Origin of the sequence: Ruegeria sp. HKCCD4315 (assembly GCF_013112245.1) — a bacterium.
Taxonomy (GTDB): domain Bacteria; phylum Pseudomonadota; class Alphaproteobacteria; order Rhodobacterales; family Rhodobacteraceae; genus Ruegeria.
Map to the genome: position 1 here is coordinate 3,020,902 of NZ_WVRN01000001.1, position 14,956 is coordinate 3,035,857.

Consider the following 14,956-nt stretch of genomic DNA (forward strand, 5'->3'; position numbering starts at 1 on the left):
TGGCCGCGCCAATATTTCGTCAGTCCAGCGTATCCGCAAGCCAGTTCTCAAGCAGAAAATGTGCAATTGCACCCTTGCGGGCGGGCAAAAGGCTTGGATGATCACCGGCAAATGCCTGCATCATCTCGGATTTGCTGACCCACATCGCCTCTTCAATCTCAACGGGATCAATCACGATGTCATGCGCCAGTGCCTCGCCCGCGCAGCCAAACATCAGCGAAGCCGGGAATGGCCAGGGTTGACTGGACAGATAGGATACGTCTCCGACCGGAACGCCCGCCTCTTCCATCACCTCGCGGCGCACCGCAGCTTCCAGCGTTTCTCCGGGTTCGACAAATCCCGCCAATAGCGAAAACATACCCTCGGGCCAGCCCGGAGACCGGCCCATCAGCACGCTGTCACCATATGTGATCAGCATGATCACAACCGGGTCGGTGCGCGGGAAATGTTGCCCGCCGCATGACGGGCAACTGCGTTGCCACCCGCCCTGAGACATCTCGCTGGCAGCCCCACAGCGTGCGCAAAACCGATGCGTTTCGTGCCAGCCGATAACGGCTTTGGCCGTTGCCGCCAATTCGGCATCGCGCGGCGAAAGTCGCGTCATGATCCGACGCAATTCAGCAAACACGTATCCCTCTGGCAAATCCGGGTGCTGCTGCTCGGATTTGTCCACGAACTCTCCCAGACCGGTCAGGTCCAGACCTTCTGCGGTCCAGGCCGAGATATCCACCGCGAACAATGGCGTGTCTTCAGCGGAAAGGCCCAAAAAAACAGGAGCCTCAATGACCCCGCCTGGTCCCGCGCTGACCAGCGAGTGCGTCATTGGAAGCAGAGCAAGCTGATCCAGCCCTTGGCCCGTAACCAGAACTTTACCGCGCCAGATCATCATGCACGCCGCCGCCGGGTGGCTTTGCGCCGCCGTCAACGTTTCGGCATTTCCGCGCATATGGGCCGCCCGATCCAGACCCGAGCCGCCAAAGGTCACCTGCTCTGCGTTTTTCATTGGAATTCCTTTTGGTCCCTGGCACAGGGCTGCCATGTCTCAGACCGTGTTGCAATGGCAATTCAAACACGCGCAACACGCATGTCTGCCGCTGAAAAGCCGCATGGCGGCCCCGGAAAAATCATTTAGGTTACGCTTTGTAAGAATTAATCAATAACCCTATTCAAAAGCAGACCATTCAAAGTGAAGCAAAACCCTTCGACGCAGGTGCCCTCCGAAAAAAACCGTGGGCATGTGCGTATTCTGGCAACAACCGACCTGCATATGAACCTGACAGGTTTTGACTATTACACGGATACTCCTGACCCGACGCTAGGATTGACGCGCACCGCCAGCCTGATCCGCAAAGCCCGCCAAGAAGCAGGGGATGCTTTGGTTCTGTTGGTGGACAATGGGGATGCAATTCAGGGCACGCCGTTGGGCGAGTGGGCGGCCCAGAGCGACGTGCCGCATCCGGTCATGCAAGCCTTTGCGGCGCTGGAGTACGACGCCATAGGTCTCGGCAACCATGATTTTGGTTTTGGGCTGCCGGTATTGGACAATATCATCTCGCAAGCCCCTTGCCCTGTCCTGTGCAGCAACCTGCATCGATCGGGTAGCCTGCAAGCATGGCAGAGATTCGCGATACTGGACCGCACCGTGCTTTTGGGTGGCAAAGATATGCCCCTTCGCATCGGCTTGATATCCGTTCTTCCGCCTCAAACCACCCGCTGGGAAGAACATCACTTGAACGGAGAAGTCACTGCCGAGGAAATTATTTCGACGGCATGCGAACTGCCAAAACGGCTGCGCGCTGAAGGATGTGACCTTATCGTTGCTCTAGCGCATTCCGGCCTGGGCCAAAAAGAGCCGGTGGAAGGGATGGAGAATGCCATAATTCCCTTGGCCGCCATCGACGGAATCGACGCCATTGTCGCCGGGCATACGCATCTGACCCTTCCGAGTCGCACCGATACCAACGCCCAATATCTCGATCACGCAAACGGGCTGGTGCATCAGACCCCGGTTGTCATGGCCGGGTCGGCTGGATCTTATCTTGGTGTCATTGATCTTGTAGTTTCTCCGCGACCGAATGCCGGGTTCAGCATTGAAGAATGTCGCGTGGACCTGCGCCCGGTTTGCGCGAGCGGAATCGCGGTCGAGGAAGACCAGGATATGGTGCGTCTGTTCGCCGACGCCCATCGTCAGACACGCAGCGCGGTTGCCAAACCCGTCGCGCGCGTATCAGAATCCATGCACAGCTATTTCAGTTTTTGCGCACCGGATCGCGGCTTGGCTCTGGTTGCTGCTGCGCAGGCTGCCGCTTTGCGCCCTTTCCTGCACGGTTCCGCTTTGGAAGAGTTACCTCTTTTGTCAGCCGTGGCGCCTGGGAAAAGCGGTGGGCGCGCTGGCCCACGGCATTTTACAGATGTCCCGGCGGGGGAAATATGCCTGCGTCACGTTGCAGACCTGTATCCGTTTCCCAATGAACTGCGCGCATTACAGATCAACGGTGCCGACGTGCTGGATTGGCTGGAAATGTCGGCAAGCGTGCTCAACCAGCTGTCACCTGATATAGAAGCGGACTTAGTAAACCCCGAACGTGCCGGTTACAATTTTGACGTCATCTTCGGCCTGTCCTATCAAATCGATCCATCGCAACCTGCGCGCTTCGACAATGACGGTCGGTTGGTCGACCCTGACAACAGGCGAATTCGCAATCTGACATTCGGTGGCCAACCTGTTCAACCTGCGCAAAGATTCGTCCTGGCCAGCAACAATTACCGCGCCAGCGGAGGCGGACATTTTCCTGCCGCCTCTGCGGCCCAACGCATCAACCTACCGCCGCTCGACATCAAAGAACTGACGCGGGATTACCTATCTCGTCGCCTTCCGCCCGATCCAATATCGCGGCACCCCTATCCGTTTACACTGACAGCTCAAACGGGCGTAAATGCCTTGCTTCGAACAGGTCCCGGTGCCCTTGAACACATGGATGAGCTGCGCATGTTCAACGCCCAAATGCTAAGTCCTGATGAAGCCGGATTCGAGCGGATCCGTCTGACGTTCTGACGGGTTGTCTTTTGCCCTCGCCTTCCCTATATCCAGAGTCGAGAGGTTGGCGCGGGCGAGCGCCTCGCCAACCTGGTCAGGTCCGGAAGGAAGCAGCCACAACGAGCCCCGCTTGGGTCGATGTCCAACCTCTCACTTTCCCCTCACATGCCTAATGGGTGATACGCGGTCTCACCCAAAACGTGTTCAGATGTCGACAAAGCGTGGCCAAAGGGCCGCGTTACGACGAGCAAAAGCCCCAATATGCCCAACTTCAGATAACCCAAATTCAGCAGGTTTCAGCAGATGTCGTTTGGCCTTGGGGCCATAGAGATCGGCAAGCCGCCATACCGCCTCGGGTGGGACCATCTGGTCATCTTCAAAAGTAAACAGATCCACCGGTTTTTCAGTTTCTGTCCAACGCGCATCAGGCAACCCGGCTCCGATCTCGGGCATGTAACTCGAAGGAGCGGTGCACCATTTACGCCATTGCCAGTAGACCGATGCCGGCAAATCCGCACCAAAACCGATTGCCTTTCCGGGTAAATACCCAAGCGCTTTGACCAGCAATGGGGCGTGCCCATACCAGAACACCCCGGCCAATCCACGGTAGGGCCATGGGTGATCGTTCAGGGTCACAAGCCCAGAACACACACAAATCATCCGGTCGATTTTGTCGATATCGGGCTGTACGGGTCCCAGCATGGCACCTACAGAATGACCAATCGTCCATTGTTGTGCACCGGGAAAACGCCTGCGCATTTCCGCCCGCGCCGCCGGCATATCGATCAAGGCCCAATCGGCCATTGTCGCACGTGCATCCTTCATGCGGCCGGTCAAAGAGTGCCCGAAGTCCCGGTAATCATAGGTTAGGCACGCCATGCCGCGCTCAGCGGCCAGCCAACGTGCGAAGTGGCGATAATAGTCGCGTGGCACGCCTGTGGCACTGTTCAGCACAACCACTGTGCCGGGTTCCGACAACGGTCGGTACAAGCGCGCTGAAAGGGTTGATGACCCGGACGGAAAGAGGAACTCTTCGGTCAAAACCGTCTGTTCTGTATCCAACATGATCCCTGACCCTGCGCCGAAGACAAAGTTTCTTACTTCAATAATTGAAACTCTACGCGGGAAGTTTTTACCCATCCAGCATGACCAAACGTCGGGGACAAAGATCCGCTTGACTCGGAACCGGATCAGACGCTAGCGATTGTGTGATGGTTCCTGTCCCCCACAAGGGGTCGGGATGAAAAGGGAACACGGTGCGGTTCCGTCTGGTCATCCGGACGCTAACCAATGCCGCGACTGCCCCCGCAACTGTAAGCGGTGAGCAAAGCCGAAACGCCACTGGCCCCGAGGGCTGGGAAGGTCGGCAAAGCCATGACCCGCAAGTCAGGAGACCTGCCATCGAAACTGAAACCGAAACTCGGGCGGGGTGTCCGGGCAGGTCCTGACTGCACTTCGCTGTCCCACCTGACCCGATCCTTCTGTCCACCACGCGCGGAGGGCGCAGGATGATCTGGAAGACAAAGACGCATGAATACAGCGCAACGGTATGTCAGCGGACGGGCAAAACCTGCCCCGCCCTGGCGCGGCTGGCGCGCTCGATCTCCGAGGCCATGACACAAGCTTCGGCTGCCACAGGCGACGACTTCGAGTTTGACGGTAGTAGTGAGCTTTCACATTGCACAAAAGGGTGTCAGGCAATTTTCCAGGCACAATCAGACAGTGTTCGCGTGTTTTGTGACACGCAGCCCAACGCAGCAATTGAGGACCTGAACCTCTATGCTGATCTGATTTTTGGAAACACGTTCCGCACTCTGCCATCTGGCATCATTGCAAACCCACCCTGCGCGATGATCGAGGTTGCAACGCTACGGCCCCGGAAAACCGTACACGCACCCGAACAGCTTTCGGCCTGAGGTCACACCACCTGCGCCGGGGAAACCCGGGCCGCCCAAGCCAGCTGCGCGTCTGTTTCCACAGCACAGGGGCGCAGCGAGCGCAGACGCTCCAGCGCCTTGTCAGCCCGTTCGCCGCACTCGACCATCAGACGCAGGACAACCATCCCCGACCTGCCACAGCCGCCCCGACAATGCACCAGCACTCGGCCTCCTCCAGCCAGGGCATGCCGGGCGGCGGCGCTAACTTCTGGCCACGCCTCTTCAACCGCCGCCGTTGGTGCGCCAAAGTCTTCGATCGGCAGATGCACCCACCGGCTGGCGCGGCTTTGAATATCGCTGCCAAAATCCTGCGCCCCGTGCTGAAGCATCTCGACATCCGTTGTCATTGAAATGACAATCCCCGGCTTCCACGCGGCAATCGTATCCAGATCCGTCTCATAGTCCCCGCCATGTCCGGGTATAGACGTCAGGGCCAGCGTTCCTCCTGCGACTTGCAGGGCATAGATAACCAGCTGCGACATGAACGTGTGTCCTCCACCAGGAACTCTTTACAAAAATGAGTCTTAAATTTTGTTGGAACAGCTTAGTGCGAATCCGGTCGGAATCTAAATCAAAAATCATCGCGCCTCGCAGTGGACGCGGAAGGCAGCGGCCACTACGCTGAGCCGAAGCACCGAATCCGACCGAGAAAACATGACCGACACGCCCAGCCCCGCCTATCAGGTTCTCGCCCGCAAATATCGCCCGGAAACCTTTGCCGATCTGGTGGGTCAGGACGCCATGGTGCGCACCCTGAAAAACGCATTCGAAGCGGACCGGATTGCGCAGGCTTTCATCATGACCGGCATTCGCGGCACCGGCAAAACCACCACCGCGCGGATCATCGCCAAGGGTATGAACTGCATCGGCCCCGACGGCAATGGCGGCCCGACGACCGAGCCTTGCGGGCAATGCGAACATTGCGTGGCGATCATGGAAGGCCGCCATGTCGATGTGATGGAGATGGACGCCGCCAGCCGAACCGGTGTGAATGACATTCGCGAAATAATCGACAGTGTCCGCTATCGCGCCGCCAGCGCGCGTTACAAGATCTACATCATCGACGAGGTCCACATGCTCTCGACCAGCGCTTTCAACGCGCTGCTCAAGACGCTCGAGGAACCGCCTGAACATGTGAAGTTTATCTTCGCAACAACCGAAATCCGCAAAGTGCCGGTCACGGTTCTGTCCCGCTGTCAGCGCTTTGATCTGCGCCGGATCGAGCCCGAAGATATGATCGGGCTTCTGCAAAAGATCGCAACCGCCGAAGATGCCCAAATCGCCGATGACGCGCTGGCGCTGATCACACGTGCCGCGGAAGGATCGGCACGGGATGCAACCTCGCTGCTGGATCAGGCGATTTCGCACGGGGCGGGTGAAACCACTGCCGAGCAGGTCCGCGCAATGCTGGGCCTTGCGGACCGTGGCCGCGTTCTGGACCTGATGGACATGATCCTGCGGGGCAACGCGGCGGGTGCGCTGACGGAACTCAGCGGGCAATACGCTGAGGGCGCAGACCCGCTGGCCGTCTTACGCGATCTGGCCGAAATCACCCATTGGGTGTCCGTCGTCAAAATTACGCCCGACGCCGCCGAAGACCCAACCGTTTCGCCTGACGAACGGAGCCGTGGCCAGCACATGGCAGAGGCCCTGCCGATGCGCGTTTTGACCCGGATGTGGCAGATGTTGCTGAAAGCGCTCGAAGAAGTTTCAGCCGCGCCAAACGCGATGATGGCCGCTGAGATGGCCGTTATTCGCCTGACCCACGTTGCTGATCTGCCCAGCCCTGAAGAACTGGTCAAGCGGCTGCAGGACACTCCAGCGCCTCCGGCAGGTGGACCTGGCGGCGGCACCTCGATGTCTCGGCAGGGTGCAACACCCGCGCAGGCCAGCGCCACCCCCGCATCCACATACGCCTCGGCCCCACGCGGCTCAAGCGGCGCTCCCGTTGCCGCGTTGGCTCTGGATGTTCAGACCGCCCTGGCCCGTTACCCGACCTTTGAGCACGTGGTCGAACTGATCCGCGCCAACCGCGACGTGAAGCTTCTGGTCGAAGTGGAAAACGGAGTGCGGCTTGTATCTTACCAACCCGGTCGGATCGAATTCACCCCAGCCACGCAGGCACCGACAGACCTTGCGCCCAGGCTGGGTTCGGCCCTGCAACGCTGGACCGGAAACCGGTGGGCTGTCTCGATCGTCTCGAACGGGGATGCGCCGACAATTGCTGAAATTCGGGACAAGGCCGAACTGGCTTTGAAAGCCGAAGCCGAACAACACCCGCTGGTTCAGGCTGTACTGGCTCAATTTCCCAGGGCCAGGATCACAAAGATCGAGACACCGGAACAGCGCGCCGCCCAAGTCGAGACCGAGGCGCTGCCCGAAGTCGAGGATGAGTGGGACCCGTTCGAAGAGGATTGAGCCGGTGACGCGTCTATTGAGGTTACCGTGATCACCCGGTTCCAAAATCTAAGTCTCGGCAAAGCCCGTGCGGCAAACCCAATCCTTGCCTTCACATAACGCGCAACCTGCCACTGCGCGACAAAGGGAGGCGCGTTTCCAAAGACCTCACCGTCAAACGCGGGAACCCTTGTGCCACGCGGCTGCGGCCCGTATTTAGAACCCAAGCAGAGATACAGGAGAATACTATGCTGAAAGGACTCGGCGGGCTTGGCGGTCTGGGTGACATGGCCAAGATGATGAAATCCGCGCAGGACCTGCAAACCAAGATGACCGAAATGCAGGAAGAGCTGAACAACATGATGGTTGTCGGTGAATCCGGGGCTGGACTGGTCAAGGCGACTGCAACCGCCAAAGGCGAACTGAAAGGTCTGGATATTGATCCGTCGATCTTCAACGGTGACGACAAGGAAGTGGTCGAAGACCTGATCCTGGCGGCCATCAAGGATGCCCAAACCAAAGCCGCTGAACGTTCGCAGGAAGAAATGGCCAAACTGACCGAAAGCATGGGCTTGCCCGCAGACATCAAGCTGCCGTTCTGAGCTTCATCTTTTTTGAAATACTCCCGCCGGAGGCTCCCTCCGGCGCAAGACAGGACAGGCCATGAGTTCGAACAGCGACATCGACAACCTGATCGACCTGATGGCCAAACTGCCCGGCCTCGGCCCGCGTTCGGCCCGTCGCGCTGTGCTGCACCTGATCCGAAAACGCGCTTTGCTGCTGACACCTTTGTCTGATGCCATGCAGCAAGTCGCCGTGACCGCCCGCGAATGCCTGAACTGCGGGAACGTGGGCACCACCGATATCTGTGACATCTGCAACAGCGAAGACCGTGCAACCGGAGAGCTCTGCGTGGTCGAAGACGTGGCCGACCTCTGGGCGATGGAGCGCGCGGGCGTCTTCAAAGGCCGCTATCACGTTCTGGGTGGCACGCTGTCGGCGCTGGACGGGGTTGGCCCGGACGAGTTGAGCATTCCCCGCCTCAAAGACCGAGTGATGGCCGAGGGGATTACCGAGATCATCCTTGCGCTGAATGCCACCGTCGATGGCCAGACCACGGCGCATTACATTGCTGATCAGTTGGAAGGACAGGTTCGCCTGACCTCACTAGCGCAGGGCGTGCCGATTGGCGGAGAATTGGATTATCTGGATGACGGGACGATCACCGCCGCGCTAAGGGCGCGAAAGGAAATATAGCGGGCCGTATTGGACCAGGGCGACAACTGCATTGTCGCCCCAACGCTTATCAAAGCATGCTCGCAGGCTTCAGGTGTAAGCACCAGACGAGTAGGTCAGCTCATACGAGTGGCTGTAGAGTTCGAATACGATACCAAATGGGTCTTCAACATAGACCATGCGGTAAGGCTTTTCTCCGGGGTAATAGTGCCGGATCGGCATGCGCTGTTTTCCACCAGCCTGCACAATCTTCTCGACCAGACCTTCGACATCGGGGTCCTGAATGCAAAAGTGAAACGTTCCATTTCTGCGGAAATCGATGTTGTTTTCGGGCGCGTAATTCCCGTCAAACTCAAAAAGTTCAATTCCAATCCGGTCCGCTGTCGCGAGATGTGCGATACGCAATTTCCTCCAGTCCGGGCCGAAAACATCCGTGCACATGACCCCAATGTCCGAGCCATCCTCCACCACGTCCGTGGGCGGCATGATGACGTAAAACCCCAAGACCTCGGAATAGAACTTTACGGCTTCGTCCACGTTTGGAACAGACAACCCGATATGTGAAAAAGTCCTTGGAAACTGAGACATCTAATGCTCCTTAAACTGCTGAGTCGTAAAACTATTGGTCAGCGATCGGTTTTCAAGTTGCTTCCCAAGCCATCATAGCAGGGTTCACCCTTGCGCATGGATCAAGACCCGGAGTCAAAAAGGTCGCTAAAAAGCAAAAGGGCCTTTGCCTTCCGTACGCGCGTAGTAGAATGCCTCAGACTTGATCCCTTTGATTGGAATACGTTATGACCCGCCTTCTCGCCCTCACCTTCGCCACCTTCACCGCAACTGCCGCCCTGTCGCAGGAACTTGTCGACAAGGGCTTCGTCGAAGGCTGGAACATCATGATGGACCCCGCGCTTGGTAACGGATGCCTGATCCAGACGGTGTACCAGGACCTCTCGGTCGTGCGGCTGGGCTATGACGCGCTGGGTAATCGCGGCTATTTCGCGGTCTACAACAAGGCGTGGGGCGACATTAAACAGGGTGAGAGCTATTCGATCCGCTTTGATCTGGACGGCAAAAGCTATGATGCCACGGCCATCGGGTTCAACGAGCGCGACGTGCCGGGCGCGACTGTCTTCTTCACCGACCGAAGCTTCGTCGACGCAATCGCCCAGAACAAGACAATGACCGTCTACAATCCGGCTGGGGAGGTCGTCATGGCCATCGACCTCAAAGGAACCGCCAAAGCACTGGACTATGCCCGCGACTGCCAGAACAAGAAGCTTTAACGAATCGGATCGAACAATGCGTCCTTGGCGGTGCAGTCGCGGATCACGTCGCGGCTACAAGGCACGGGGTCAAGGTCGCGTGACAGGCACAGGCGGACTTCTTCGATATAGCCTTGCTTGCACGTGACGGTGATCATATCGCGCTCTAGTTCGGGATTGGCCTTCAGAAACGCTTCTTCGACCACTTCGGCGGGTAACTTCACGGATGCGTCCAGCTTGCGGAAGACCTCCGGGCGCTCAACCGCGTCATAGGTGCGCCGGGACAGCGCGAAATAGTCGGCTGCCGACAGCCCGGAACAGGTGCCGTGTTTCTTCCACTGGTGCCAGGCCAAGCCCGCACTGCCCTGAATATCTTCCATTTCACGCGTCATGCGTCGGGTCGGCGGTGCTTCGGGCGTTCTGCAATACGACGGCCAGCCTTGATGGAACTGTGGCCACAGGCCATGCAAAATCCAACCGTGGTCATGCCGCGCATCGCACTGATCGGACCCGCGCGCGTCGCCTTCGCGGGCACACCAGTTGGGCGACCAGCTGAGCGACAAAACATAGTAATCGAACTCTCCGGCCTTTTCGCCTTCGGCCAGCGCGGCAACCGCGCTGAAGATCCACAATACCAGCCCTGAAATACCTTGGCGCATTCGCCTCTTCCCTTCTTGCCGTGCCGCGACTATATAGGCCCCAAGTTCCCCGACAACGGAAACCTGCCCCAAATCCCCGGGGCCGCCGAATTCCGGCGACGGGACAGATGTATGTATAGGAGACGGGCTGATGGCAAAACCGCTTATGGCCAAGGCAACCGCCGTATGGCTGGTGGACAACACCACGATCAGCTTCAAGCAGATCGCGGATTTCGTAGGAATGCACGAGTTGGAAGTGCAGGGCATCGCTGATGGTGATGTGGCTGCAGGCGTCAAAGGCTTTGACCCGATTGCCAACAACCAATTGACCCAGGACGAAATCGACGCGGCGCAGAACAACCCGCTTCACAAGCTGAAGCTCAAGTTCAATCCTTCGGCCGCTGGCGAAGAAAAACGCCGTGGTCCGCGTTACACCCCGCTGTCCAAGCGTCAGGACCGTCCGAACTCGATCCTGTGGCTGGTCAAGTTCCACCCCGAACTCAGCGATGGCCAGATTGCCAAGCTGGTGGGCACCACGAAACCGACAATCCAGTCGATCCGCGAGCGTACCCACTGGAACATCACCAACATGCAACCCATCGATCCGGTTGCTCTGGGCCTTTGCAAGCAGTCCGAGCTGGACACAGCCGTTCAGAAAGCAGCCGCAAAGAAAGCGGCCGAAGGCGGTGTGATGAGCGATGATGAGCGTCGCAAACTGGTCTCGACGGAACAGTCTCTGGAAATGGATGCCGCGCCGAAAATCCCGACGGCCATCGAAGGGCTCGAAACCTTCTCGCTGTCCGACGAGCCAGCAGAAGAAAAAGACGAAGAGGCGATCATCGACGCCGACAGCTTCTTCAATCTGCCCAAAGGCGGGGCGGATGACGAAGACGAAGACGATCTTCGCCCGTAACGTAGAATCAGCCCCGGTCGGAACGGCTGGGACTTTTTTGACGGACTTGTCATGCTAAGCATTCTATCAGCGATCTTTGGCCCGCACCGCGCCGTTTCGATCTATGCCTTTGTGAAAACATGGGGTCTTGGATTGGCCGGTGGCGCTGTGATGATTGCCATCGTCACAACCCTCTATCTGCTGGGGGATGAGGGCAAACACGAGCACGAAGCTTTCCTGACCGTTCCAGTGCTGTCGGCGACCCCGGTCAATGGTGATCTCAGGAACGGTGTTATCGCCTCGGTCCGGCTGCCCGATGGTTCGGCAACTTCAATCACGTCGACCGAGTCGCCCATTTCCCAGACCGTAGGCACCACAGCTTGCATCGAGAAACGCGTTTATGTCGAATCTGGTGAGGCGCGGTACCGGTTCAAACTGCCAAGCCTGTGCGAAGGCAGTTAATTGGCTAACACCTAGACGCAAAGCCACCCGACGCTGACACCGGGTGGCTTTTTTAGTCACACCATCTGAAAGATGATGCCCGCGATAATTGCTCCGCCCACACCAAGGCCCAAATAGGTTGCAAACACACGGGGTTTGACCAGCGACCAGACGGCGGCCATTGCCGGGATGGAACTGACGGCACCAGCGACCATGAAAGACATGGCGGCACCCGCAGTCATTCCTTGTTCCATCAATCCAGCCAACAGCGGTGGTGCCACGTAGGAGTTCAGATAAGCAGGCATACCCACTAAGGCAGCGACAACGATGGGCAGCACACCTTCTCCACCCACCGCGCCAGCGATCAGGTCGGCAGGCACGTAGTTGACCAACAGGGCTTCGAGTACATAGGCCAGAGCCAGCCATTTCAACAGGAACAAACCGTTGTGCACGAATTCCGAGCGGAACCGAGCGCGGCGCTCGGGCTCCTGCCAGAATTTCCAGACCGGCTTGTCGTCCAGTTTCGGCCCACATCCGCAGCACCCGGCGGGTTTGTACGCGCGCAACGGTTGGGCAAACGCACCCTGGCGCATCAGCAGCCGAACCGCGAAGCCTCCGAACAGGCCAAGTGCGACCGCCGCGACCGCTTTGCCGATGGCAAAAGGCCACCCCAGCGCGCCAGCCGTAATCAAAAGCGTCGGCGGGTCGATCAAGGGTGAGCTGAGCCAGAACGCCATGACCGCAGACAGCGGCGCGCCAAGCGCCAGAAGGCCCGCGATAAAGGGAATGACCTCACAGGAACAGAACGGAGCCAATCCACCGAACAACGCGGCCAGAAAGATCATTCGGGTCTCGCGCCCCTCAAAGGCGCGCGCCACCATCACTTCTGCTCCGGTCGCCTTTAGGTACGACAGCAACAGCACGGCAAACAGGATGTATTGCCCTGTATGGGCTAAAGCCTTTGCGGCAAACGTTACCACCTCACGCAGATTGCCGGGGTCCAGAACGGCTACCGCGACAAGGATCACGACGATCAGCGCCCAAGGCGTCTTGATCAGGTCCAGCACCCCCTTGGCCGTCACGCGCGGGTTTTGTGTCAACTCAGCCATCGTTCGCGGCCTTTCCAACTTCATCGGCGCAGCATTCGCTGAGAATGAACTGCGCCAGGTTTCTCAATTCGTCGTAACAAGCTCGGTTGATCGTGGTCCGACCAATCTTTTCCTGTTCAACCACACCACCGGCCGCAAGAAACCGCAGGTGATGCGCCAAAGTCGACGGAGCAATGCCCGTCCGGTTTTGAATCTCGCCAACCGTCAAACCGGCCTCACCAGCCCGAACCAAGGTCTTGAGGACTTTCAGCCGGGCCTCCGAGCCCATCGCAGAAAATCCGGCAGCAGCAGCTTCCCACATGAGTCGCCTCCATTAAACTAGATTTCTGGTTATTTAGTTTAATAACGTTTCCCAGTCAACCGGGTCGTTGAAATACGCCCAGATTGCGTAAGTCCAGATTGCACGCCCTTTAAGTCCAACCTATAAGCAGGCATGGGGATTTCGGTCGATACATTCTTTCTAGAACTCAACGGTCAGGGCACGCTGCAGGCCCAAATCCAGCAGATGATTGCCGAGGGCATTCTGTCGGGCCGCTTTCACGTTGGAGAGAAACTGCCATCATCGCGAAAACTGGCCGCACATCTGGGCGTCAGCCGGATTACCGTCACGTTGGCCTATACCGAATTGCTGGCGAATGATTACCTGACGGCCAAGGGGCGATCTGGGTACTATGTTTCGCATAACGCGCCCGTTCCACCGAAATACTCGCCTGTCCAGCGCGGCACAGAATCCGTTGACTGGGACAAAGCGTTGGCCCGTCGCTTTCTGGACAGTGACGTTCTGCCAAAACCCAGCGACTGGCGCGATTACCGCTATCCGTTCATCTACGGTCAGGCCGACCGGTCATTGTTTGATCACGCTAACTGGCGCTTGTGCGCCGTGCGCGCGTTGGGACACAAGGACTTCGATTCGCTAACGGGGGACTACGTGGATCAGGATGATCCACTTCTGATCGAGTTCATCGCCCGCCACACTCTGCCCAGACGCGGCATTGCAGCCCGCCCCGAAGAGATTCTGATCACTTTGGGCGCGCAGAACGCTCTCTGGCTGGCGTCGCGCATTTTGCTGACTCACAATCGATCTGCAGTGATCGAAGACCCCTGCTATTACGCGCTGCGGAGCCTGCTGAACCATTGGGACTGCGCGGTGACGCCCTTGAGCGTCGATCAGAACGGACTGCCACCCGAGACGATCCCAGACGACGCTGACGTTATCTTTACCACCCCCAGCCATCAAAGCCCGACGACGGCGACAATGCCTATCGCGCGCCGCAATCAACTGCTGGATCGAGCACGCGAATTGGATGCAATGGTTGTCGAGGATGACTACGAGTTCGAAATGGCCTTTCGGGGTGCGCCGTCTCCGGCACTCAAGTCTATGGATCGGGATGGACGCGTGATTTACGTCGGCAGTTTTTCCAAGTCGCTGTTCCCCGGTTTGCGGCTTGGATACATGGTTGGCTCTGAGCCCTTTATCCGAGAGGCACGCGCGCTTCGGTCATTGGTTCTGCGCCACCCACCCGGGCACATTCAGCGTACGGCTGCGTATTTCCTTTCACTGGGCCATTACGACGCGCAAATCCGGCGTATGTCGAAAGCCCTGCAAGAACGGCGCGATGCAATGGATTCCGCCATAGAAGAAAGCGGACTGACCGTGGCCGGGCGCGGCGTGATTGGCGGCTCATCAATGTGGATGTCTGCGCCCGAGCATATCGACACAACCCAACTGGCATTGAGGTTGCAGACCCAGGGCGTTCACATTGAACCTGGTGCCCCGTTTTTCTCTGGTCCGAACAGGCCACAGAATTACTACCGCCTCGGTTACTCCTCCATTTCGACCGACCGCATTGCACCAGGTGTAAAATTGATTGCAGACGCCATTCGAACTACCTGAGCGGCATCTGGACCTAATTTGGGTTTCGTTTTGGCCCTAACGCCAGCCGCACCCATACGCCAAAACCGTATCAAACCCCGGGCTCTTTGCCCGGCTTCACCCACTTGTTTGGA

The 14,956-nt window shown here is 58.2% G+C and carries 16 protein-coding genes, 1 other RNA gene and 1 riboswitch; of the genes, 10 read left to right on the plus strand and 7 right to left on the minus strand.

Annotated elements, in window-relative coordinates:
- Window positions 1-19: 19 nt before the first annotated feature.
- Entirely contained in the window at window positions 20-1,003 is a 984-nt protein-coding gene (gene nudC, locus GS646_RS14975) for an NAD(+) diphosphatase (RefSeq protein ID WP_171188717.1), read from the minus strand.
- A gap of 183 nt (window positions 1,004-1,186) precedes the next feature.
- Between nudC and GS646_RS14980 the strand changes: the two genes are divergently transcribed.
- Entirely contained in the window at window positions 1,187-3,055 is a 1,869-nt protein-coding gene (locus GS646_RS14980) for a bifunctional 2',3'-cyclic-nucleotide 2'-phosphodiesterase/3'-nucleotidase (protein ID WP_371732089.1), read from the plus strand.
- A gap of 39 nt (window positions 3,056-3,094) precedes the next feature.
- Window positions 3,095-3,193: signal recognition particle sRNA small type (gene ffs / locus GS646_RS14985), an RNA gene on the plus strand.
- 48 nt (window positions 3,194-3,241) lie between these two features.
- Here the strand turns inward: ffs and GS646_RS14990 are convergent.
- Entirely contained in the window at window positions 3,242-4,102 is an 861-nt protein-coding gene (locus GS646_RS14990; protein WP_171095957.1) for a hypothetical protein, read from the minus strand.
- A gap of 130 nt (window positions 4,103-4,232) precedes the next feature.
- Window positions 4,233-4,455, plus strand: a riboswitch (cobalamin riboswitch).
- A gap of 90 nt (window positions 4,456-4,545) precedes the next feature.
- Here GS646_RS14990 and GS646_RS14995 point away from each other — a divergent pair.
- Entirely contained in the window at window positions 4,546-4,953 is a 408-nt protein-coding gene (locus GS646_RS14995) for a hypothetical protein (RefSeq protein ID WP_171188715.1), read from the plus strand.
- A gap of 2 nt (window positions 4,954-4,955) precedes the next feature.
- Here GS646_RS14995 and GS646_RS15000 read toward each other — a convergent pair whose 3' ends face one another.
- A complete protein-coding gene (locus GS646_RS15000; RefSeq protein WP_171095953.1) occupies window positions 4,956-5,456 on the minus strand; it encodes a dual specificity protein phosphatase family protein in 501 nt (166 codons plus the stop codon).
- A gap of 172 nt (window positions 5,457-5,628) precedes the next feature.
- Here GS646_RS15000 and GS646_RS15005 point away from each other — a divergent pair, with 172 nt between their 5' ends.
- The 3 genes from GS646_RS15005 (at window position 5,629) to recR (ending at window position 8,628) form a co-directional block, all read left to right on the plus strand.
- The gene (locus GS646_RS15005) at window positions 5,629-7,392 is read left to right on the plus strand and encodes a DNA polymerase III subunit gamma/tau (protein ID WP_171188713.1); all 1,764 of its coding nucleotides are present in this window, start codon (window positions 5,629-5,631) and stop codon (window positions 7,390-7,392) included.
- A 227-nt stretch (window positions 7,393-7,619) separates the two neighbouring features.
- Window positions 7,620-7,973, plus strand: a complete 354-nt coding sequence (locus tag GS646_RS15010) for a YbaB/EbfC family nucleoid-associated protein (protein ID WP_170347293.1) — start codon at window positions 7,620-7,622, stop codon at window positions 7,971-7,973.
- 61 nt (window positions 7,974-8,034) lie between these two features.
- A complete protein-coding gene (gene recR / locus GS646_RS15015; RefSeq protein WP_171648396.1) occupies window positions 8,035-8,628 on the plus strand; it encodes a recombination mediator RecR in 594 nt (197 codons plus the stop codon).
- Between the two features lie 69 nt (window positions 8,629-8,697).
- Here the strand turns inward: recR and GS646_RS15020 are convergent, their stop codons facing one another.
- A complete protein-coding gene (locus GS646_RS15020; protein ID WP_171188710.1) occupies window positions 8,698-9,195 on the minus strand; it encodes a lactoylglutathione lyase family protein in 498 nt (165 codons plus the stop codon).
- A 206-nt stretch (window positions 9,196-9,401) separates the two neighbouring features.
- Between GS646_RS15020 and GS646_RS15025 the strand changes: the two genes are divergently transcribed.
- Window positions 9,402-9,890, plus strand: coding sequence for a hypothetical protein (locus GS646_RS15025; protein ID WP_171188708.1), 489 nt, complete (start codon window positions 9,402-9,404; stop codon window positions 9,888-9,890).
- Here GS646_RS15025 and GS646_RS15030 read toward each other — a convergent pair.
- Window positions 9,887-10,528: a ribonuclease T2 gene (locus GS646_RS15030; RefSeq protein ID WP_171188706.1), complete on the minus strand. Its 642-nt coding sequence runs from the start codon at window positions 10,526-10,528 to the stop codon at window positions 9,887-9,889. The two genes, GS646_RS15025 and GS646_RS15030, sit on opposite strands and share 4 nt — an antisense overlap.
- A 130-nt stretch (window positions 10,529-10,658) precedes the next feature.
- Here GS646_RS15030 and GS646_RS15035 point away from each other — a divergent pair, with 130 nt between their 5' ends.
- Window positions 10,659-11,420, plus strand: a complete 762-nt coding sequence (locus GS646_RS15035) for a DUF1013 domain-containing protein (RefSeq protein ID WP_171095938.1) — start codon at window positions 10,659-10,661, stop codon at window positions 11,418-11,420.
- A 51-nt stretch (window positions 11,421-11,471) separates the two neighbouring features.
- Window positions 11,472-11,861: a hypothetical protein gene (locus GS646_RS15040; protein WP_171188704.1), complete on the plus strand. Its 390-nt coding sequence runs from the start codon at window positions 11,472-11,474 to the stop codon at window positions 11,859-11,861.
- A 56-nt stretch (window positions 11,862-11,917) separates the two neighbouring features.
- Here GS646_RS15040 and GS646_RS15045 read toward each other — a convergent pair whose 3' ends face one another.
- Window positions 11,918-12,949 carry a permease gene (locus GS646_RS15045; protein ID WP_171188702.1) on the minus strand — a complete coding sequence of 344 codons (1,032 nt, stop codon included), beginning with the start codon at window positions 12,947-12,949 and terminating at the stop codon, window positions 11,918-11,920.
- Window positions 12,942-13,250, minus strand: coding sequence for a helix-turn-helix transcriptional regulator (locus GS646_RS15050; RefSeq protein ID WP_171095930.1), 309 nt, complete (start codon window positions 13,248-13,250; stop codon window positions 12,942-12,944). Before GS646_RS15050 ends, GS646_RS15045 begins: the two co-directional genes overlap by 8 nt.
- Before the next feature lie 132 nt (window positions 13,251-13,382).
- On the opposite strand from GS646_RS15050, the gene GS646_RS15055 reads away from it, so the two are divergent.
- A complete protein-coding gene (locus tag GS646_RS15055; RefSeq protein ID WP_171648394.1) occupies window positions 13,383-14,843 on the plus strand; it encodes a PLP-dependent aminotransferase family protein in 1,461 nt (486 codons plus the stop codon).
- Window positions 14,844-14,956: the final 113 nt, after the last annotated feature.